General features: G+C 72.1%; 13 protein-coding genes. 5 read left to right on the top strand and 8 right to left on the bottom strand.

Annotation, left to right across the window (positions count from 1 at the left end; all coding sequences use genetic code 11):
- Positions 1–62 precede the first annotated feature (62 nt).
- From ACFQV6_RS24540 to ACFQV6_RS24550, 3 genes are all read left to right on the top strand, one after another.
- Entirely contained in the window at positions 63–512 is a 450-nt protein-coding gene (locus ACFQV6_RS24540; protein ID WP_378029918.1) for a hypothetical protein, read from the top strand.
- Positions 512–2,443: a caspase domain-containing protein gene (locus tag ACFQV6_RS24545; RefSeq protein ID WP_378029919.1), complete on the top strand. Its 1,932-nt coding sequence runs from the start codon at positions 512–514 to the stop codon at positions 2,441–2,443. The genes ACFQV6_RS24540 and ACFQV6_RS24545 overlap by 1 nt, the downstream gene beginning before the upstream one ends.
- A gap of 225 nt (positions 2,444–2,668) precedes the next feature.
- Positions 2,669–3,283, top strand: a complete 615-nt coding sequence (locus tag ACFQV6_RS24550; RefSeq protein WP_378029920.1) for a GPP34 family phosphoprotein — start codon at positions 2,669–2,671, stop codon at positions 3,281–3,283.
- Here the strand turns inward: ACFQV6_RS24550 and ACFQV6_RS24555 are convergent.
- From ACFQV6_RS24555 to ACFQV6_RS24575, 5 genes are all read right to left on the bottom strand, one after another.
- Positions 3,266–5,212 carry a purple acid phosphatase family protein gene (locus ACFQV6_RS24555; protein WP_378029921.1) on the bottom strand — a complete coding sequence of 649 codons (1,947 nt, stop codon included), beginning with the start codon at positions 5,210–5,212 and terminating at the stop codon, positions 3,266–3,268. The two genes, ACFQV6_RS24550 and ACFQV6_RS24555, sit on opposite strands and share 18 nt — an antisense overlap.
- A gap of 46 nt (positions 5,213–5,258) precedes the next feature.
- On the bottom strand, positions 5,259–7,484 hold the full coding sequence (locus ACFQV6_RS24560; RefSeq protein ID WP_378029922.1) for a hypothetical protein: 2,226 nt from the start codon (positions 7,482–7,484) through the stop codon (positions 5,259–5,261).
- Positions 7,485–7,601: 117 nt separating this feature from the next.
- The gene (locus ACFQV6_RS24565; RefSeq protein WP_378029923.1) at positions 7,602–8,231 is read right to left on the bottom strand and encodes a hypothetical protein; all 630 of its coding nucleotides are present in this window, start codon (positions 8,229–8,231) and stop codon (positions 7,602–7,604) included.
- Positions 8,232–8,361: 130 nt separating this feature from the next.
- Positions 8,362–9,063 carry a response regulator gene (locus tag ACFQV6_RS24570; protein ID WP_378029998.1) on the bottom strand — a complete coding sequence of 234 codons (702 nt, stop codon included), beginning with the start codon at positions 9,061–9,063 and terminating at the stop codon, positions 8,362–8,364.
- A 151-nt stretch (positions 9,064–9,214) separates the two neighbouring features.
- The gene (locus ACFQV6_RS24575) at positions 9,215–10,411 is read right to left on the bottom strand and encodes a sensor histidine kinase (RefSeq protein WP_378029924.1); all 1,197 of its coding nucleotides are present in this window, start codon (positions 10,409–10,411) and stop codon (positions 9,215–9,217) included.
- A 177-nt stretch (positions 10,412–10,588) separates the two neighbouring features.
- Here ACFQV6_RS24575 and ACFQV6_RS24580 point away from each other — a divergent pair, with 177 nt between their 5' ends.
- Entirely contained in the window at positions 10,589–12,811 is a 2,223-nt protein-coding gene (locus ACFQV6_RS24580) for an MMPL family transporter (protein WP_378029925.1), read from the top strand.
- A 245-nt stretch (positions 12,812–13,056) separates the two neighbouring features.
- Here ACFQV6_RS24580 and ACFQV6_RS24585 read toward each other — a convergent pair whose 3' ends face one another.
- Together ACFQV6_RS24585 and ACFQV6_RS24590 are read right to left on the bottom strand one after the other, a co-directional pair.
- The gene (locus ACFQV6_RS24585; RefSeq protein ID WP_378029926.1) at positions 13,057–14,142 is read right to left on the bottom strand and encodes a hypothetical protein; all 1,086 of its coding nucleotides are present in this window, start codon (positions 14,140–14,142) and stop codon (positions 13,057–13,059) included.
- Complete coding sequence (locus ACFQV6_RS24590) at positions 14,072–14,656, bottom strand: SigE family RNA polymerase sigma factor (RefSeq protein WP_378029927.1); 585 nt, start codon at positions 14,654–14,656, stop codon at positions 14,072–14,074. The genes ACFQV6_RS24585 and ACFQV6_RS24590 overlap by 71 nt, the downstream gene beginning before the upstream one ends.
- Positions 14,657–14,799: 143 nt before the next feature.
- On the opposite strand from ACFQV6_RS24590, the gene ACFQV6_RS24595 reads away from it, so the two are divergent.
- Positions 14,800–16,257 (top strand): cryptochrome/photolyase family protein, encoded by a 1,458-nt coding sequence (locus tag ACFQV6_RS24595; protein ID WP_378029928.1) that lies wholly within the window; start codon positions 14,800–14,802, stop codon positions 16,255–16,257.
- Here the strand turns inward: ACFQV6_RS24595 and ACFQV6_RS24600 are convergent.
- Positions 16,254–21,491, bottom strand: coding sequence for a diguanylate cyclase (locus ACFQV6_RS24600; protein ID WP_378029929.1), 5,238 nt, complete (start codon positions 21,489–21,491; stop codon positions 16,254–16,256). The two genes, ACFQV6_RS24595 and ACFQV6_RS24600, sit on opposite strands and share 4 nt — an antisense overlap.
- Between the last annotated feature and the right edge of the window lie 69 nt (positions 21,492–21,560).

A 21,560-nucleotide genomic window follows, 5' to 3' on the forward strand; every position in this document is an offset into this window, starting at 1 on the left:
CGCACGGGGGATTGCCCCGGCGCCGTACCCGGGTGCACGTTGGCCTGGAGAGGGTGAGGCCGATGACCCAGGACCTGATGCTGCGCCTGTCCGAGGACGGCGCGGACGCCGAGCGTGTCGACAAGCTGACCGGCTACCTCCGTGGCGAGCTCGTGCAGCTCGAAGTGGACGATGTGCGCCGCGCGCCGGCCGGGGAGGCGCCGGTGGGCAGCCGCGCGTTCGATCCGGCGATGGCCGGTGCGCTGCTGGTGTCGCTCGGCAGTTCGGCGGAGAGCCTGCGGCAGGTGGTGCAGACCGTCCAGGGCTGGCTCGGCCGCGGCCGCGGCGGTGTGCGCCGGACCGTGCGGCTCGAGCTCGGCGGTGACGTGCTGGAGCTGTCCGAGGTGTCCGAGACGGAACAGCAGCGGCTCGTCGACCTCTTCGTGCGGCGGCACGCGGCCGAGGACGATGCCGACGCGGCCGGTGCGCGCGCGGCCGGGGACGGTGCCTACGCGGCCGAAGACGGTGCGTGATGGCCGGGGCGCGCCGCGCGCTGATCGTTGCCAACGACACCTACGAGCACGACGGCCTGCGGCATCTGCAGGCCCCGGCGGCGGACGCCGAGGCACTTGCCGGGGTGCTCGGCGACAGCGAGATCGGCGAGTTCGGCGTCAGCGTCGTGCACAACGAACCCGCCCACGTCGTCCAGGCGGAGATCGAGGAGCTGTTCTCCGAGAGTCGCTCGGACGACCTCCTCCTGCTGCACTTCTCCTGCCACGGCCTCAAGAGCGAGTCCGGCGAACTGTTCTTCGCCGCCCGCAACACCCGCCCTAACCGGCTCGCCTCCACAGCCACCTCGGCCGATTTCGTTCAGCGCTGCATGCGGACCAGCCGGGCCCGCAGCATCGTCCTGCTGCTCGACTGCTGCTACGGCGGTGCGTTCAGCGCGGGCGTGACGGTCCGGGCGTCGGGCGACGTCAACGTGCTGGACAGCTTCCCTCCGGAGCGTCCCGGCGGCGGGCGAGGGCGCGCGGTGATCACCGCCTCCAGCGCGATGGAGTACGCGTTCGAGGGTGATCACCTCGCCGACGACCACGCGCCGCAGCCGTCTGTCTTCACGAGTGCGCTGGTGGAAGGCTTGATGAGCGGTGAGGCGGATCGGGACCAGGACGGGTGGGTGTCGCTGAACGAACTCTACGACTACATCTTCGACCGGGTGCGCGAGCAGAACCCGCACCAGACTCCGAGCCGTGACGTCGAGATGCAGGGCGAGCTCTATCTGGCGCGGCGGCGAGGTGCGGTGACCGTACCGTCGCCCCTTCCGCCCGAGTTGCAGGAAGCCGCGGCCCATCCGCTTGCCGGCATCCGCGCCGGGTCGGTGACCGAACTTGTTCAGGTTGCGCGAGGCGCTCACGCGGGTCGCGCCCTGGCCGCGCGGCAGGCCCTGGAGACCCTCGCGGACGACGACAGCCGCGCGGTCTCTGCCGCGGCCACGGCCGCACTGTCTCAACTGCCCAGCAGTCGTACGCCGAACGAGCACCCGATCCAACCACCTCCCGCCACCGAAAAAGAGCGACCCGTCCCGCCTTCCCGACGGGCCTCCCCGGCGGCCGGGCCCTCGCCTCCGGCCGGGCCCTCCTCCGACGACGGCCCCACTCCCACCCGGCCCGCCTCCCCCGATCCCGCCCCGGCATCCGCGCCCGCGCCCGCCGCTACGGCTCAACCCGTGCCCGCCGCTACGGCTCAACCCGAGGCCGAGCCCGCGCCCGCCGCCACGGCTCAGCCCGGCATCGCTGCCGCGGCGCGCGGTTGGATGACGAAGTGGGGCCGTTGGGTCCCCGGCGTCGTTGCTGTGCTGGTGGTGGCGGCCCTGCTCGTCCCCGCGTTCGTCTCCGGCTTGGTCGATGGCTGGCGCGACAAGGATGCCGCGTCCTCCGGGGCGATGTCCGCGCCGACGGCCTCCGCCGGGGTGGGCACGCGGTTCACCGAGAGTTCCCCGTGGCGGCTTGTCATCGAGGACCGGATGGGCGGCGGTGACACCGGCTGCGAGGTCACCCTGACCAACACCGGGACCGCCGAGAAGCAGACGCTCATGAGGTACGGGACGACGTCCTGGCAGATGCGGACCTCCGGCGAGTTCGGCTGGACCGCGAACAGCCCGAAGTGCCTGGTGAACCACCGTGCCGACGCGGGATCGCTGAAGCTGCCCGCCGAGGTGCGGATCGGTTCCGGGGACACCGATGCGTTCTCGACCACCGAGGGCGTTTCGGCCACCGTCCGGAAACTGAACAGCGGCACCGAGTGCGAGCTGAGCCTGTACGACTCGGAGAACGGGCAGCTGTACAGCACGTACCAGGTGAAGCTGGGCGAGTCGGTCGGCATCGAGAACTCGAAGGAACTGCCGGACATGGCGTATTTCGGGGACGTTCAGTGCGGCTTGGCCCTGGGGACTTTCGGACCGTGATCGAGCTTCGGGCGTACCGGACATCGCTCAGGGTGGCGGCTGGTTGTGGGTGCTGTGCCGGGAGCCGGGAGTCAGCACCGGGAGCCAGCCACGGAGATCCAGCATGGAGAGACACGGTAGCGGCGCGACCGGATTCGTGTTCCCGGTGTCGGCCGGACACCTCGGCGCCATCATCGCCCGCTATCGTTGCGATCCCATCGGAAGTCCACATCGAGGGCTGAGCGAATGGCCTCTGCGCCCGCTGACGATCTCTACCTGGCCGCGCACGACGGCATCGGGGGCCGGGCCCTGCTGCCACGGCAGGTGCTGGGAGTCGCGCTGGGTGCCGCGCTGCTCGGCGAGCTGATGTTCTGGGGACGGGTCGGGCTGGCCGGTGACGCGCTCGCCGTGATCGACGACCGGCCCACCGCTGACCAGGCGGCCAGCACTGTTCTCGGGATGCTGCGGCAGCCGTCGAGCTCGCTCGGCCCTCGGGAGTGGATCGGGCATCTGTCGACGGTGATCGCCCCGGCCCTGGTGGAGCAGCGGCTGACCGCCGCGGGCGTGCTGCGGCAGGAGACCAAGCGGCGGCTCTTCAGCTCCGAGGTGTCGCTCGTGTTCACCGACCCGCGGAGCCCGGGGGAGCCGGCGACCCGGATCCGTACGCACCTGTCGTACAACCAGCCGCTGGACGCCGCGGACCTCATGGTGGCCGGGCTGTTCCTCGCCACCGGCCTCGACGAGATGGTGCTCGACACGATCAACCCGCGGGACCGGGCACGCCTGCAGGAGCAGTTCCGCCGCAACCTGCCGCACCCGCTGCACCAGCTGGTGGCCCACGCCTTAGGGCTTCTTCGGTAGGGCCGCGTGGCCGGCCGTTCGGGCCAGGGTGAATTTGTCGATCTCGGTGAACGGCTGCTTGGTTCCCGGGAGGGCGTCGGCGAGGCTGCGCACGGTGAGGGTGGTGCGGGCGCCGGGCGCGGCGGGCACCACATCGACCGCGATGAACGCGTAGCCGTCGTAGCGGACCTGGGACCAGTCGATGGTCTCCGGTACGCGGGTCCCGCTCGGATGCCCGGCCGGTTTGATCTCGGTCTTCTCCGCCGACCACACGTAGCTGTTCACGATGTTCCCGGTGTTGTTCTCGCTGCTGTTCGCCCCGCCGGGCGGCTGGTAGCCGCGGTACCGCTCGCCGGCACGGAGCTTCTCCGGTCCCTTGGGTTTCACACCCTTCGGCGCCGGTGCCTTGGGGCCGGGCGCGTCCCGGAACGGGTAGCGGGGCCGGCCGCCGGAGCCGACACAGATGTAGGTGACGCCGTCGGTGGCGGGGTGGATCGTCGCGCCGTCCGGTGCGGGTCGTGTGCGGCGGCCGTACCTGATCGGGTCTGTTCGTTCAAGAAGGTGGTTGTGTCCTTGAATGACCAGGTCCACCTGGTATTTGCTGAACAGCGGATCGAGTGCGTCGCGGACGCCGCCGTCGGAGGCGTGGTTGTTCGTCGTCGAGTAGGCGCAGTGGTGCAGGAACACGACGATGAAGTCGATGTCCGCGGCCTTCCCGCCCTCGGCGCGCCAGTCCTTCAGAGTGCGCTTCAGCCACTCCACCTGGGCGCCGCCCGAATAGCCGGTGTTGGTCCGCACCTCGGAGGAGAGCTCGTTGGCGTCGACCGAGACGAAGCCGACGTTGGCGTAGATGAACCGGTACACCGACGGGCAGGACTTCGGCCCGTTGTCCGGGAAGTCCAGCCGGGCGATCAGGCCGCCGTACCCGTGATCGGGGCTGTCACCGAGGAACTTCGTGTCGCCGTAGAGCGGTTCCATGTCGTGGTTGCCGGTCGCGAACATCCACGGCGTGGAGGCTGCCAGGGGCTCGATCTGATTCAGGAAGACATCCCAGGCGTACGGGTTGAACAGGTTCTTGCCTTTGAGCGGCTTGCGGGTCAGCGCCGTCGTGTCGTCGGCGGGCAGACCCGACCCGGACGCGTTGGCGTAGCAGATGTCCCCGGCCAGCAGGGTGAAGACGGGCTGCTGCGTGGCCATCAGCAGGGTCTGGGTCAGTGCTGGCCGCTTGTCCGTGCCGTGCGGCCCGGCGATCGGGTCGTCCGGCAGGTACGCGTTGTTGTCGAACACGCCGGCCGGCCAGGTGCCGCCCGCCGCGACGACGGACTGCGGGTTCTGGCCCCACGCGTACTTCGGGTCGGTGGGTGCCGTGTTGGTGCCGACGTCGGCGAAGGCGGTGAAGGTGAACGGCGCCGGCACCGCCGACTTGCGGGCCGGTGCGGTGGTGAAGTGCGCGTCGCCGCTGACCGTGCCGTCGGAGAGCCGCACCCGATAGTGGTGCACCGTGCCGGGTTTGAGGCCGGTGATCGTCGCCTTCAGGTAGAACTGGCTGCCGACCGGGCCGCCGGGAATCGTGTACCGGCCGGTCAGGTGCTGGATGCCCGCCTCGACCTTGGTGCCGTACTGGCCCGGTGCGGTGCCGACGTCGATGTGGGCCCGCAGGTTCGGCGGCAGCTTGCCGGTCTTGCTGACGAGCTGCGCGGTCACCGCCATCGCCGGCTTGAGCACGCCGTCCTCGGCCGGGACGAACGAGATGTGCCGGCCGGACACCACCACGCCGGCCTGGCCCGCGACGCCGCCACCGGCTGCGAAGGCGGCCTCGGCCAGGCGGAACTGGGCGTACGCGTAGCCGCCGGCACCCGCCATGACGGCCCGCAGCACGGACCGGCGGCTGACCCGGTGCCGTGCCGACTCCCGGGCGTTCTCCTCGCTGTACTCGTCCAGAAGTGTCACGCTGGCAATCCTTCAGCGTCCGGGTGCCCCGCGTCCGGCAAACCACCTACGACAGCGTCGCGAATCCGTCGACGCTCATCCGGGCCCGGCCGCTCGTCGCCCGGTTGACCAGTCTGATCGTGTGGGTGCCGGTCGACGGCCAGGTCACGGTGTAGTAGACCTGCCGGTTACGGGTCACACCGTTGTACTGGCTGACGGTCGAGAACCTCTTGCCGTCCACGTACAGGTCGAGGTCGCTGCCGCCGCGGTCGCGGGTGCCGACCAGGCCGATCGACCGGGCGGTCGTGGTGAAGGTGACCGAGGCGTTGCGGGCGGTGGTGCGGTGCTCGCTGCCGCCGAGGGTGCTTCCGGATTTCACCGTCGACCACGATCCAGACATTCCGGTACGGGTGTTCTGGCTGTTGACTCGCGCGGTGGACCAGCCTCCGCTCACGGTTCCGGCGTGTCCGATCCTGTCGGTGACGGCGAGTTCCCAGGCGGCCGCCGTGCCGGGCCGGATCGCGCCGCTCGTGCTGCGGACGGCCGCGCCCAGGCCGGTGTAGGTGACCGCACCGGCAGCCTGGGTCCGCTTGGCGATCCGCTGCGACTTGACGCCGCTCAGGTCTTGGAGACCCCAGGTGACGGTGACCGGTACGGAGGTGGTGGACACGAGCTGGCCGGGGGTGATCTTCGCGGTCGGGGCCGGGTTGCCGGCCGGGGCGGTGCCGTCGACGGTGACAGTCACCGGGGCGGTAGAGGTGGTGTTGCCGTACAGGTCGGTGGCGACGGCGGTCAGCGTGTGGCTGCCGTCGGGCACCGGGACGGCCGCTGACGTGGCGGTTCCGGCGACGGTGGTGACGGGCTTGCCGTCGACATGCACGGTGACCGTGGCTACGCCGGTGTCGTCGGTGACCGGCGTCCACGTGACCTGCGCCTTCGCCGTCGTCACGAACTGGCCGGCGGCGGGGCCGGTGAGGGCGAAGGCGGCGGGCGGGCGGCTGTCGGTCGTACGGCTGACGGTGACGGGCAGCCCGGCGCTCGTGACATTTCCGGCGCGGACGCTGAACGAGCCGTCGAGGGCGGACCAGCCCTCGCCGGGCCGCAGGGCGGTGACCGGCTCCTCGGGGTGGAAGGAGATCAGCTGGTGCTCCCGGTCGTGGCCGGTCAGGGTGGAGTCGCTGAACCGTACGGCGAGCCCGGTCCCGGCCGCGGGACTGACCCGCTGGTCCAGGCCGGAGCCGTCCCGGTACTCCAGGAACCAGGTGCGGCTCCCGGCCCGGTAGGTGAGCTGCCGCAACCCGCTGCCCGAGCCGACCGGCGCGAGGACAGCCTGGTCGCCGTCACCGATGATCTCCCGGGTCGCGCCGGCCGGGAGCACACCCAGCAGGTCGAGGTGGGCGGCCGTCAGCTGGCCGTGGATCCGGTTGCCCATGATGTCCCACGGGTCGGCGTAGCCCTCGACGGTGCACTCGTCCGACAGGGGGACCTGGGTGGGGCCGTCCCAGCAGATGTACGCGTTGCTGTGCCGCAGGCCGTGGTTGTGGCCCAGTTCGTGGCCCAGGACCAGCGGGGAATGGTTGCCGTTGAGCCAGACGACGCTGTCCCCGGCGGCGGACCGGCCGACGTTGCCGAGGCCGGTCCACGGGCAGGCGGTGGTGGCGGGGAAGTAGATGACCAGGTGGTGGAAGCGGTCCTTGACGGTGTCGCCCGCGGCCTTGCGGGCTGCGGTTTCCAGGGCGGTGGGGTCGCAGGCGGTGGTGGTCACGCTCGTCCAGGGGGTGATGCGGTCCAGGGTGTAGCGGATGGCGCCGCCGGTGGCCTGGTTGAAGTAGTCGTCGACTCGGGTGGCGGCCTGGGTGAGCGTGGCGGTGTCCGGCTGGGCCGGGGCGGGGGTCCAGTGGAGCGGGACGATCGTCAGGTGGTGGGTGCCGGCTTCGGAGGCTGCTTTCGCCGTTCCGGTGATCCTGGTGACCGTGCCGTCGGGGCGCTGGGTGACGGCTACCTCGGAGCCTCCGGTGAGGGTGCCGGCGAGGGTTTCGGGGATGGTGATCGGCTCTTGACCGGGAATGGTCACTGTCGCCTCGGTGCGGTGGTCGCCTGTTTCGGTGCCGTTGAATGTGTCGGCGACGGTGCGTTCCAGGATGCCGTTGACGGTGCTCGTGGATTCCGTTGCTGGTGCTGGTGCTGGTGCTGGTGCTGGTGCTGGTGCTGGTGTTTGTGCTCTTGCTTGTGCGGCGGCGGGGGTGGCCAGCAGTAGCAGGGCAGCGGAGAGCACGGCGGGGAACGGTCGCAAGGGGGGCGCCTCATTCGTCGTCGGACCTGGCTGCGGGGGGATCCCGCTGGTGTCCCGGTCGACGATGAGTGAGGAATGAGCCCGTTCGTGGGGCAGGACGGTGGTAGTCGGGTTGCGTCAGGCGCTTTCGGCACGCTCTTCGAGGAAGCGGGCGATGGCTGCGGCCCACTTCTCGCGGGCCTCGTCGTTCTGTTCCGGGGTCTGCAGGCCCATCTGAGCGGCCACGATCGAGGCGGTGCCGTTCGCGCTCGCGCTCGCACTCGGGTCCGGCTTCGCGCTCGCGTTCGGGTCCGGTTTCGGGCTCGGTTTCGGCTCGCTGGTGACGATGATCGAGGATCCGTCGATCGCCTTGGCCCGCCAGGTGATCCGCCGGTCGGTGCCGCTCACCTTCGGCTCACCGCTGACCAGGCCGATCAGGAAGTCGTCCCGGGCGGCGAAGGTCACCCAGGCGTCCATCAGCTCCCGCATTCCGAGCTTCGTCGCCTTGCTCACGCTCATCTGAAAAGTGCCGTCCGGCCGCTGCCCCGGAATCCGCCTGCCGATGTACTGCTCGTACGCGACCGTCACCGCCTGGGTCCACCAGCCCAGCGGCTCCACGCCCGTCCCGTCGAGCTCCTCGTAGACCTTGAGCGCGATGGCCTTGTGGTCAAGCCCCTCCGCGTTGATGCCCGCCATGAACTCGAGCCACTCGTCCCAGCTCCGGTTCGTGGCCCGTTCCACCGGCTTGATCCGCGAGTTCACCGCCATGCGGGCCATCCTGCCAGCCCGCCACCCCCGGCCGCCCGTCAGGTGATCGCGGAAACGTGAGGTGGTGATAGCCGCACCAGGTTTCCGCGCAGCGAAGTTCTCCTACTACCGTCCACCGGCCTTGTTCCTACTACTGGCCACCGGCCTCGTGCGGTCGCGCCGGTTCTCGCGCCGGGCCACCGCCGCCCGGCCGGATCAGACCCGTCTCGTAGGCGACGATCACCGCCTGAACCCGGTCGCGCAGGTCCATCTTGGCGAGGATCCGCTTCATGTGCGTCTTGATCGTGGACTCCTCGACGAACAGCTCCGCCGCGATCTCCCCGTTCGACAGTCCGCGCGCCACGAGAACCAAAACGTCCCGCTCCCGTGCGGTCAACCCGCGAAGCCGCCGAACCGCAGCCGGGTCGGGCGGGGCAGCCGCCGCCATCTGGTCGATCACCGTACGAGTCACCGACGGCGACAACAACGAGTCCCCAGCAGCGATGGTATGAATCGCCTCGATCAGCCGCTCCGGCCGGGTGCGCTTGAGCAGAAACCCGGACGCCCCAGCACTGAGCGCCCCGAACACATAGTCGTCATCCTCGAACGTAGTCAGGATGAGCACCCGCACCGCCGGCGCCACCTCGCTCAACTCCCGCGTGGCGGCGATCCCGTCCAGATGAGGCATCCGCACATCCATCAAGACGACATCCGGCCGCATCTCGCCAACCAGCACCACCGCCTCCGCACCGTCCGCAGCCTCCCCCACAACACTGATCGTGTCGTCACTGGACAACACCGCCCGCAAACCCGCCCGCATCAAATCGTCATCGTCAACGATCAGCACCCGCAGCGGACCCACCCTCACCCCACCGCCCCCAGATCCCTACATCCCCGCACCGCGCGCCGCATCCCACCGCGCGTCCCGTTACGCCTCCGCTCACCGTCACGCCGCCGCGCTCACTCATCCACCCGTCCATGCCGCCGCACCGCGACCGTGCCGGTCACGCCGGGGCGCCCGCTGTGGCAGGCGGGGCGTAGGGCAGGCAGGCGCGCAGCCGGAAGACCCCGGTGCCCTCGGATTTCGCCTCCAGGACTCCGTCGAGCAGCGCGGCGCGTTCCCGCATCCCGACGATGCCCAGGCCGCCGCCGGGCCGGGGCTCGGCGCCGACCGGGTTGCGGACGAGGATCTCCACCGCGGCCGGACCGTACGACATCCGCACATCAGCCTGCCCCGACCCGTGCCGTGCCGCGTTGGTCAGCGCCTCCTGCAGGATCCGGTAGGCCGCCCAGGCCACCCCGCTGGGCAGCCCGCGTGGCGCGCCGTCGAACCTCGTCGACACCTCGAGCCCGCCGGCTCGGTGCCGGTCCACCAGTTGTTCCAGCGCGGCGGTGCCGGTCGGGGCCGGATCGACCGGCCTGGAATCCTCCCTCAGAGCACGGACCAGCCTGTCGATGTCGGCGATGGTCCCGTGCGCGACCTCCTCGATGGTCTCGATGGCGCGGCGTGACCCGTCGGGATCACGCCCGTGCAGCAGCCGCGCGGCGCCGGCCTGGACCAGGATCACGTTGATCGCGTGCCCGGCCGAGTCATGCAGCTCCCGGGCGATGCGGGTGCGCTCCCGAGCGGCGGCGAGACGGCGCAACGCGTCGATCTCGAGCTCCCGCAGGCGGTCGCGCACCTCCAGCTCGACGATGCGCTCCCGGCGCAGGCGGCTGCGGTCACCTGCCGTCCACACCAGCGCGAACATCGCCGCCCACGCCATCAGCCCGGACGACATGGCCGACAGTGACTTGCCGTGCGCCATCATCAGGGCCATCGCCGTCGGGAGGAACAGCGCGACGCCAACGGCCGCCCACAGCCGCCGACGCGGAGTGTCGCCGCCACCCACGGCCTCGGCCAGCACATACGTCGCGATCAGCAGGGCGGGCGGCACGTCCAACGGGTAGTCCAGCGCGAGCAACGCCAGCGAGGCCGTCGCCGATACACCGAACACCACGCCGGGGAACCGCTGCGACCAGGCGAGCGGCAGGGCCGACACGACGGCCAGCACGACACCGGTCAGATCGAGCGCGCGATCGGTGCCCAGGTCGCCACCGAGGCCACCCTGCTGCAGCATCCCCACCGTGAAGGCGACGGCGGCCGATGCCGCCGCGACGTCTGCCGCGGCACGGCCCCGCGGCCCCAACTTCCATCCCACGCCACCAGGGTACGGGCGGGGCAGTGCGAGGCGAGTCCCTCGCCGGGAGCATCCGCCATCCCCCCACGGGGGGACGACCGAAGCCCTCCCAGGAAGGTTTCGCCGCAGTGCCCGCCGTCCCTAGCGTCGATTCCCGCACATCGTCTCGCTCTTTCGCAGCTCTTCGAGGAGGGTTCCATGACCGGTAGCGCGGTGCGGACCGACGCACCGGCCCGCGTCGGCCGCCGCAGCGTTTTCGAGCGGCTGGCCGGCTGGTCCGATCGGCATCGCTGGTGGGCGTTGTTGCTCTGGGTGCTCGTGCTCGGCGGTGTCACGGCCGGTGCGGCGTTCGCCGGCGACGACTATCACAACGACTTCACCCTGCCCGGGGCCGAGTCGCAGCGGGCCCAGGACGTCCTCGAGGAACACGCGCCGGCCCGCGCCGGCGCCACCCTGGACATCGTCGTGCGCGATCCGGACGGCATCGGCTCGCCCGCCGCCCGCAGCGCGGTCGACGGCATGCTGGCCCAGGTCCGGCAGTTGCCCCACGTGATCGAGGTGGTGAGCCCCTACGACAACGAGGCAGCCGTCTCGCCGGACAAGACCATCGCGTACGCGACTGTCGCTCTCGATGTCGCCGGCGAGTCGATGCCCGCCGAGAACACCCGCCGGATCATCGAGACGGCCCGGGCGGCCGGCAGCCCCACCCTCACCGTCGAGGTCGGCGGCGACCCGGCTCGCGCCGCGGAGGAGGCGGAGGGCGGTGCCGCCGAGGGCGCCGGCCTGCTCGCGGCCATGGTGATCCTGGTCCTGATGTTCGGCTCGTTGCTGGCCGCCAGCCTGCCGATCGTCATCGCCGTGTTCGCGGTCGGCACCGCGATCGGCCTCGTGACGCTCGCCTCGCACGTCGCCACCGTCGCCGACTTCACCTCCCCGCTGATCATCCTGGTCGGCCTCGGCGTGGGCATCGACTACGCGCTGCTGGTCTTCTCCCGTTTCCGCGGCGAACTGTCAGCCGGAGCCCAGCGCTCCGATGCCGCGCGCACCGCCCTCGACACAGCCGGGCGCACGGTCTTCTTCGCCGGCACCACCGTGATCATCGCCCTGCTCGGCCTCGTCCTCCTGGGCCTCGGCGCACTCCAGGGCGTCGCCGTGGCCCTGGCGGTCACCGTCCTCGTCACCATGCTCGCCGCGTTGGTCCTGCTCCCCGCCTTGCTCGGTTTGTTCGGCGCCCGTCTGGAACGCACCATGACCCGCCGCCGGGAACGGGATGCACGCCGCGGCCGATCCTCCCGCGAGGAGGGCCGCCTGTGGCGCCGGTGGAGCGACACGGTGTCCCGCCGCCCCTGGGCAGCCCTGCTCCTCCCTCTGATCGCGGTCCTCGCACTCTCGGCACCCGTCCTCGACATGCGACTCGGTTTCGCCGACGCGGGCAACGACGCGGACACCAAGACAAGCACCCGCGCCTATCACCTGCTGGCCGAAGGCTTCGGCCCCGGCATCAACGGCCCACTCGTGGTCGTCGTGGACGCCGGGGAAGCCCCGGCAGACGCTGCGCCCCCGGGTCCGGCGGGTCCGGCGGGCCGTGCCCAGGCCGCGGCTCAGGCCGTCCAGCAGGCTCTCGCGGCCACCCCCGGAGTCGCGTCGGTGACGCCGCCGATCCCTGCACCCGGTGGCGACGTCGCCACGGTGATCGCCTTCCCTGCCTCGGCTCCGCAGGACGAGGCGACCGCCGACCTGGTCGCCACCCTTCGCGAGGACGTTCTGGCACCGGTGGCCCGCGCCGGCAACGTGACGGTGCTGGTCGGCGGTCCGACAGCCGCGGTCATCGACGTCTCCGCCGCGATCGCCGACCGGCTGCCGCTCTTCGTCGCCGTCGTGGTCGGGCTCTCCGCGCTTCTGTTGCTCCTGCTGTTTCGCTCGGTGCTCATCCCGATCAAGGCCGCCGTGCTCAACCTGCTCAGCGTCGGCGCCGCGATGGGCGTGATCACGCTGGTCTTCCAGCACGGTGCCTTCGGGGTGCCGCCGGGGCCGATCGAGGCCTACGTGCCCGTCATGATCTTCGCGATCGTCTTCGGCCTCTCGATGGACTACGAGGTGTTCCTGCTGGCCCGCATGCACGAGGAGTGGGAACGCACCCGCGACGCGGCCGGCGCTGTCCGCGAGGGCTTGGCCACCACCGGACGCGTCGTGACCGCTGCCGCCGCCATCATGGTCGTCGTCTTCGGCGCTTTCGTCCTGTCGCCCGATCGCATGCTCCAGCAGTTCGGCCTGGGCCTCGCCGTGGCCGTCCTGGTCGACGCGGTCATCATCCGCTGCCTGCTGCTACCCGCCGCCATGCACCTCTTCGGCCCCCGGGCCTGGTGGCTCCCACCCGCCCTCGCCCGCCGCCTGCCCAGGCTGGCCCTGGAGCACCAATAGCCCGGATGGGCGCCCGGGAACGGTGCGTGGGGTGGACGGCCCGGACTGGTGGGACGGCTGCGGCAGTGCGTGGGCGGCCGGCCCGGAGGGGTGGCACGGCTGCGGCGGTGCGGGAGGTTGGCGGCGTGGATCACGGGGCGGGGTTGCGGCGATGCGGGAGGCGGCTGACGGGTGCCGAGTGGGTGTTTGGCACTGGGCTGCCCGTCAGCCGCCTGGTCGGTGGGCCAGGTGGTCACGTCAGGTGGTCACGTCACGGGGGGCCAGGTGGTGGGGTTGGCGATGTCGGAGGGGGTGAGGGCGTTGGCTATGCGGCGGAAGTCGGGGGTGGAGAGGGCGCCGGTCAGGTCGGTGATCTCAAGGTGGTAACCGCCGTGGACCAGGACGCAGGTGGATTGGGTGTCGTAGCAGTGGGTTCCGTTCCGGCCTCGGAGGGCGGGGTCGTCGGGTTCGCCCTTCAGGGTGGCTATGCGGAGTACGGGGAGGCCCATGTTGATGGGTGTGGACAGGGAGATTCCCGGTTGGGGGCCGTTGACCAGGAACACCTCCGAGACGAGGTCGCTGCGGGCCTCGGGGGTCTCGGTCACGGCGGCCACCTGCCAGTTGGCGGGGAGGAAGCCGATGCGGTAGGGGGCTCGGGCGGGCCGCTTACCGGGGGGTGCCTGGTCGAGCAGCATGGCGATCCGGACCGCGTCGTTGCGGGTCAGGGTGGAGGGGCGGCGTTCGGGGGAGAAGGTGGCCCAGGCGTCGGGGGCGTACTGCCAGGCGAGGGCGGTGCGGGTGATGAGCGGGCCGGTGTCGCCGGGCCAGCGGTAAGTGAGGTCGCGGCCGGTGCCGGGGCGCAGGCCTACGTCCACGGGGAAGGGGGCGCTGTAGGTGAGGGTGGCGTCGGACTGGCCGAAATTGGCCGGGTCGTAGACGCCGGGGCGGTAGACGGTGATGATGCCGTCCGTCACCTGGTCGGAGGCGTCGGTGCGGTAGACGGGGACCTCCTGGTAGCCGGCTGCCAGTTGGCTGGTGGGGCCGATGCGGTGGTCCTTGGTGATGTACTCGCCGTAGATCGGGAGCGGGCCGGAGGGCACCGCCAGGTTGGGGCCCAGCGGGGCGGGGGAGGCGGCCATTGACGGAATCGCGGCAGGGGAAACCTGTGCTCCGGGCGTACCGGAGAGAAGTGTGACTGCGGCGGCCACGACGGCCAGGAAGGTGACGGCGCTGCCGGTGGTTCGGCGCCTGCGAAGGCGTTGTGCTGAGCTGATGATGTCGTCAGCGGTCGTGTGCGGTGGTGGGGCGGACTCCTGAACCGACCTCAATACGTCCTCGACGCGGTACGGCATGCTCACTCCCTTCATCGTCGCGTAGTTCGATGTCCTCGGCGGCCAGTACGGTGCGCAGTGTTTCCAGGCCGCGGGCGCACTGGCTCTTCACCGTCCCGGTGCGGCAGCCCAGAATCTGGGCGGTCTCCTCGACGCTGAGACCCTCCAGGAACCGCAGCACCAGCACCGCCCGCTGGCGCGGTGGCACCCGGCTCAGCGCCGCCCGGAGACGTAATCGCTCGTCGACGTGCCCGGACGGATCGGGGCGCGGTATGTCGGGGAGGGCGTCGCCGACCGGGCGTTCGCGGCGCCAGGGGCGTCGTTTCTCGCCGATCGCCGCGCGCATGACCATGGTCCGGGCGTAGGCGTCCGGTGATGCGACACGGTTCCAGCGCAGGTAGAGGCGGGCCAGGGCACCCGACACGGCGTCCTCGGCGGTTTGCCAGTCGCCGCACGTCACATAGGCCAGGGCGCGCAGTGGCTCGAAACGCGCCCGGACGAACTGGCGGAAGTTCTCGTTGTCCTCGACATCCACTCAGGTGTGCCTCCTTGATCAGAGATGCCGACTTACAGAGATGTCGGCACATAGAGGCGCGCGCGGCAGCCGAGGGTTGCACACGGGGGCGACTTTTCTGCCGGGCCGGGACGAGGCCGGGAAGTGGGGGGCAGCATGGTCGGATGAGACGTCGCTGGCTGTTCGCTGATCAGTTGGGCCCGCACTTCCTGGACGAGCCGGGCCAGCCGGTCCTGCTGGTCGAGTCGAAGGCGGTGTTCCGGCGGCGCGTCTTCCACCGGCAGAAGGCCCACCTGATCCTGTCGGCGCTGCGGCACCGGGCGCAGGACGGCGACGTGCGGCTGGTGCGGGCTGAGACGTACGCCGAAGCGGTGACCGAACCGCTGAGCGTCTGCCATCCCACCTCCCGCGCCGCCCGCGGCCTGGTCCTGCGGCTTCCGGACGTCGAGATGCTGCCGGCGCGCGGGTTCGTCACCGCGCCGCAGGATTTCACGGCCTGGGCGGACGGGCGCGGGCACCTGCGGCTCGAGGACTTCTATCGGTACGCCAGGCGGCATCACGACGTCCTGATGGACGGTGCCGAGCCGGCCGGTGGCCGGTGGAACCTGGACGCCGACAACCGGGAGCCGCCACCGCGCGGGGTCACCCGGCTGGACGTGCCGCCGCCCCCGGAGATCGTCGAGGACGCGATCGACGAGGAGGTCCGCGCCGAACTGGACCGGTGGGAGCGGGAGGACGGCATCAGGTTCGTGGGCAACGACGGGCCGCGGATGTTCCCGGCGACCCGGCGGGAGGCCCTGGACCGGCTGCGTCACTTCGCCGATCACCGGCTGCCGGAGTTCGGGCCGCACGAGGACGCGATGCTCGCCGGTGACCCGCTGATGGCGCACAGCATGCTGAGCCCGGCGATCAATTTGGGACTGCTGGATCCCCTCGAGGTGATCGAGCGGGCGGAGAAGGCGTACCGGGAGGGGTCGGCTCCGCTGTCGAGCGTGGAGGGGTTCGTCCGGCAGATCCTCGGGTGGCGTGACTTCATCTGGCATCTGTACTGGTATTTCGAGCCGGAGTACCGGGCCGCCAACGAGCTGCGGGCCAAGGGTGACCTGCCGAAGTGGTTCGCCGAGCTGAACGCCGGCGCGGTCGAGGCGCGGTGCCTGTCGGACGTGCTCGCGGGGGTTCGCGACCGTGGCTGGGTGCATCACATTCCGCGGCTCATGGTGCTCGGCAACTACGCGATGCAGCGGGGCTGGCGGCCGGCGGCGGTCGCGGGCTGGTTCCACCGGTGTTTCGTCGACGGGTACGAGTGGGTGATGACGGCGAACGTGATCGGGATGAGCCAGTTCGCCGACGCCGGGCGGATGAGCAGCAAGCCGTACGCGGCGGGCGGCTCCTACATCAACAGGATGAGCGACTACTGCGGCGGCTGCCGGTACGACCCGAAGGTGCGCGCCGGTGACGGCGCGTGCCCCTATACCGCCGGGTACTGGAGTTTCCTCGCCCGGCACGAGCAGGCCCTGGCCGGCAACCACCGGATGCGGCAGCCGCTGCGGGGCCTGCACCGGCTCACCGACCTGGACGCCCTCGTCGAGCAGGAGAAGGCACGCGGCTCCCGGGCACCCTAGTCTTTCTCGGCTCGGTCGGCGGCGACGACGCGGTTGCGGCCGCTGCGTTTGGCCTCGTAGAGGCAGGCGTCGGCGCGGCCCAGCACCGCGTCGAGGCTGCCCGGTGCGGTGGCGCGGGCGGCGCCCACGCTGATCGTCACCGGTACCGGGCCGGCCGAGGTGTCGATCGGGGCGCGGGCGACCTCGGCACGGATCTGCTCGGCGATGGCCGCGGCGCACGCACCGTCGCCGGGGAGCAGCAGGACGAACTCCTCGCCGCCGTAGCGGGCGAGCAGGTCGGCGGGGCGGCGGCCGGTCCGGAGGCGGGTGACGACGCCGCGCAGGACCTCGTCGCCGACCTGGTGGCCGTACCCGTCGTTGATCTTCTTGAAGTGGTCTACGTCGAGCATCAGCACCGCGATGCCGTCCGGGCGCTCCGCCACCGTGGCGAACTCCCGCTGCGCCCGCTCGAAGAAGGACCGCCGGTTCGCCACCCCGGTCAGCGGGTCGACGGTGGCGAGTTGCTGGACCTGGGCGAACAGCAGGGCGTTCTCGTAGGCGGTCATCGCCTGCCCGACCAGCGCCGCGATCACCTGCGGGTCGGCGGTGCGCGCGGTGGGCGGTGCGTCAGCGAGCACGAGTACGCCGAGCCGGTTGTCGCGGATCGTCAGCGGGATCAGCTGCCGGCCGTCGCGCGGGACCACACCGTCCGGCAGTTCCTGGGCCAGCGCGGCGGCATTGCCCTCCAGCAGGGCGGCGGTTCCGGGCACCACGAGGCGTCGGGTCGTGTCGCCGTCCCGGTAGCGCAGGGTCGCGGCGTTGTCGTCGCCGGCGGTCACCAGCACTGCCTGCTCGGCGGCGCCCGCCTGACGTACCGCGGTCATCAGCCGGTCGAGCACGTCCTCCGGGTCGAGCGTCGCGGCGAACGCGGCCATCGCCTCCCGCAGCATCTCCGCGAGGTCGCGCTGATGGTGTGCGGTGGCCACCGCGACCTCCAGCTGCGCCGCGCGGGCCGTCTCCAGCGAGATCGCGATCTGGTGCGTCACCGCGGTGAGGATCTCCAGGTCGGCGGCGGTGAAGACGCCCTTGGCGAGGCGGCTGTCCAGGTAGACGACGCCGAGCAGCCGGTCGTCGAGCACGATCGGGCCGGCCAGGATGCTGCGAAGGCCGTACCGGATCATGCTGTCCGATCGCAGCACCTCGCCCTCCTCGTTGCCGGTGACGACGACGGCCCGGCGCTGGGCGCGGACCCGGTCCACGATGCTCGTGCTGTAACCGCGCAGCTCGGCGACGTCGCGGCCGTGCGCGTCCCGGCCGACGTGCCGGCCGAGGCCGGTGGCGGCGTCCGGCTCCAGCAGCAGGAAGGCGCGTTCGGCGCCGAGGATCCGGATGACCTCGTCGAGGGCGATCCGGGCCAGCTGGGCCGGGTCGAGGACCCGGGAGGCGGCGAGGCTGACCTGCTGGAGAGCGGCCCAGCGCTGGCCGTCCCGGTGGCCGGCTACACCGGCGCGGGCGTCGGCACCCTCGAGACCGTCCAGGCCGAACTCGGCGATCATCCGTTGCGCCCGGTGCGGCCAGCCCTGTGCGTGTGCCAGCGAGAGCGCGAACGCCGCCTGGCGGCGAGCATGCTGGGGAAGACCGAGATCAATCATCGCGTACGCCTGTACGCGCGCCGCCTCGTACTCGACCAGCGGGGCGTCGACGGCCCGCAGGTCACCCGCGGCGGCGGCGAGGCGGGTCAGCGCCTTCTCCGGCGCACCGGCGAGGACGGCCAGGGCCGCCTCGCCGACCCGGTGGTAGGCGCGCAGGATCGGCCGGTGCGCGACCCGCCCCAGCGTGGTGACGGCCGCCCGCGCCGCGGCGAGACGCTGCGGCCGGTTCTGCTCGGTGGCGGCGCGGAGCCGGTCCAGTTCGGCGTACGCGCGCAGGCAGTAGAACGTGTGCTGGGCCGGCAGCAGGTCGCGCGGGCCCAGCCCGTACGCGTCGAACGCGGCCATCGCCCGCTCGTAGTCAGCACCGGAGTCACCGCGCTCGACAGCGGTCTGCAGCCTGCCGATCAGCAGGTCCACCCACTGGTGCAGCGGCAGGTCGGTGCCGTCGATCGTGTTCAGCAGCAGGGCCGCCTCGCCGGCCCGCCCGCGCAGGGCCAGCAGGCACGCGTCGGCCGCCACCACACCGCTGCGCCCGCCCTGGCCGCTCGACACCGCGCGGCGGCGGGCCCGGTCCAGGCCGGCCTCGGCGGTCGCCATGTCACCGCGCAGCACCCAGTCCCACGACACGACGGCGTACGCGTCCAGCGCCAGCCCGAAGTCCAGCCACCGGTCGTGCTCGTCGAGCATCCGGTGGACGTCGGTGCCGTCGTCGGCGCCGCCGCCGTGCCGCCCGACCGCCCGGCTCCAGGCGACCCGCGCGACGAGCGGCCGGTCGTGCAGCGCCGCCGCGTCCCGGGCGACCTTGGCGGACAGCCGGCTCGCGAGCCCGGACATCCCGGTGAACTCGAGCAGCAGCGCCACCGAGCTGAGCGAGCGCACGCCCTCGACGGTCCGCCCGGTGCGGCAGGCCAGGTACGGCGCCCGCAACGCGAAGATCACCGCCTTGGCCGGCTGGAGCTCCCGCACGTACGCGGCGCCCAGGCTCTCGTGGATGGAGCACTCCAGCAGGTAGCGCTCGCGCGCCCGGGGATTGCGGGTGTGGTGACCGATCCGGGTCACCCAGATGACCACGGCCAGCAGGAAGTAGCCGACCGAGGACGCCACCCTGCTGACGTCGCCGCGGGGCAGGCGCCGGCCGAGTTCGGCGAGCGCCTGTTCGCCGGCGCTGATCTGCTCCTCGGTGTTCCAGGCCGACTGGTGTACCTCGCTCAGCCGGTAGAGCAGCCGGGCACGCCGCAGCGGGTCGGCCGTCTGCTCCAGGGTGGCGCGCAGCGTGGCGGCGGCGTCGTCGAGCCGGGTGGACCGGTGATAGGCGCCGGCCAGGAGCTCACCGAACCGGTCGTCCGGTGCGACGCCGCTGACGGCGGCGACCGTCGCGGCGTGCTCCAGGAACGTCACGGCGGTCTCGGGGGCGTGCTCGGCCAGGGCGAGCACCCCGGCGGCGCGGCAGGCGGCGATCGCGGCGGCCGGATCGTGACCGGGGGTGCCGTGCATGCGGTGGTGGGCGAGGGCGTAGACGTCGGGCGCGGCCGGCGAGGCGTGCCGGCTCAGCACGTCGGCGATCCGGTCGTGCAGGCGCTGCCGGGAGTCCCCGTCGAACTGGTCGGCCAGCGCCTCACGGATCCGCTCGTGCAGGAACCCGTAGCTGCCGTCCTCCCGTTGTTCGACCAGGCCGAGGCGGGCGGCGCCGGCGAGCAGCGTGGTGACCGCGCGGTGCGAGAGCTCGCCCAGTTCGGCGAGCAGGCCGGCCCGGAACTGGTAGCCGGCGGTCGCGGCGATGCCGAGCAGGAGGCGGTTGCGGGTGTCGAGCTCGTCGACGCGGCGGCGTACCAGGTCGGAGACGTCCTGGGGGAGGGTGAGGACGTCGAGCGCGGCCGGGTCGACCAGCCACTCGCCCCAGCTGACGGTGACCACTCCGGCGTTGATGACGGCCCGCACGTACTCGGCGAGGACGAACGGGTTGCCCCGGCTGCGGGTGGCCAGGCGGGCGGCCAGCTCGCCGCTGATCGTCAGGCCACCGTTGAGGGCGGTGACCAGGGCGCCCGCCGAGGCGACGTCGAGCGGCGGCAGGACCATCGTGGTGAGCCGCTCGCCCAGCAGGCCGCGGACGGCGGCAACCGGTGCGGCGTCCGCGCCGTCCTCCCGGGCGGTGAGCACGACGAGCAGCGGGGCCCGGTCGGCCGCGGTGGCGAGCTGCTCCAGGACCCGCACGGTCGTACGGTCGAACCACTGCACGTCGTCGAGGTGCAGCAGCAGCCCGCCGGTGCGGCGGGCCAGCTCGACGAGGAAACCGGCGACAGCGGCGGTGTATCGCTCCTCGTCGACGTCCGTACCGGCGAGGGCCGGGGCGTCGAAGATGCCTGCGAGGGTCTCCGACAGCTCGCTGATGACGCCCGCCGTGTCACCGGCGGCCTCCCGCACCAGGTCGAGTGCCGCGCCGTCCGGCCGGCGGGACAGCTCACGCAGATAACCGTCGACAGCGGCGCGCAGCGGTGCCATCGGCTGTTTCTCGCCGTGGGCGCCGGCGCCGTACAGCACCGGGCAGCCGGGCGGGACGTCGCGGGCCAGCTCGCGGACCAGGCGGCTCTTGCCGATGCCGGACCCGCCGGTGACCATGACCAGGCCACCCTTGCCCTGGAAGGTCTGCGCCCACCGCACACCCAGCTCGTCCAGCTCGGCGTCACGGCCGGCGAACACCTCGGCGGCCTGCTCGGCGTCGCGACCGGCGAACACCTCGGCGGCCTGCTCGGCGTCACGGCCGGCGAACACCTCGGCGGGCGGAACGGCGAGGTCGCGGAGCAGGCCGGCCGCGGTCCGGTGGCGGTCGTCGGGGTCCTTGGCGAGCAGCCGCTGCACGGTCGCCGCGAAGGCGGCCGGCAGGTGCGGTGCGGCGGCCCGCAGGTCGGGCACCGGCGCGACGGCGTGCTGCCGGAGCAGCTCACCGAGATCGGCGGCGGCGAACGGCGTCGCGCCGGTCGCCGCCTCGAACAGGATGACGCCCAGGGAGTAGAGGTCGGTACGCCCGTCCACCGCCCGGTGCAGCATGCCGCCCAGCTCGGGCGAGCAGTAGAGGGCGCTGCCCGCCACCCGGTCGGTGCCGTCGGCGGTCAGCTGCGCGCCGAGCGAGAAGTCGATCAGCCCGATGCTGCCGTCGTCGCCGAGCAGGATGTTCGCGGGGGTCAGATCGCCGTGCACCAGATCCGACCGGTGCGCCGCCACCAGAGCCGAGGCCACACCCGCCGCGACACGCAGCAACGTGTCCGTGGGCAGCACTCCGGCGCTCAGCACCTCGGTGAGCGGCCGGCCCTCCAGCACGTCCATCACCAGGTACGGCCGGTCGCCGGTCGTTCCGATCTCGTGCACCACCGGCACACCGGGATGCCGGATGGTCGCCAGCTTGGCCGCCTCGCGCCGGAGCGCACCGAGGGCCGAACCGGTCTCGTCGGGGGCGAGGACCTTCAGCGCGTACTCCCGGCCGCCCCGCCGCACCCGGTACACCACACCCTGGCGGCCACGGCCCAGCTCGCCGGCCACGGTGAAGCCCGGCGGGCACGGCGGGGGCGCCGTGGCGTCTGCTGTGGCGCTGAGCGAGGTGACGGTCACGCCCGCCTATCGTCGCTCCTCCGGCCGACTTGAACGTTATCCGCGGCCGGGCGGGGTACTTCAGCACAG

This window comes from Actinoplanes sp. GCM10030250, assembly GCF_042666575.1.
GTDB lineage: Bacteria > Actinomycetota > Actinomycetes > Mycobacteriales > Micromonosporaceae > Actinoplanes.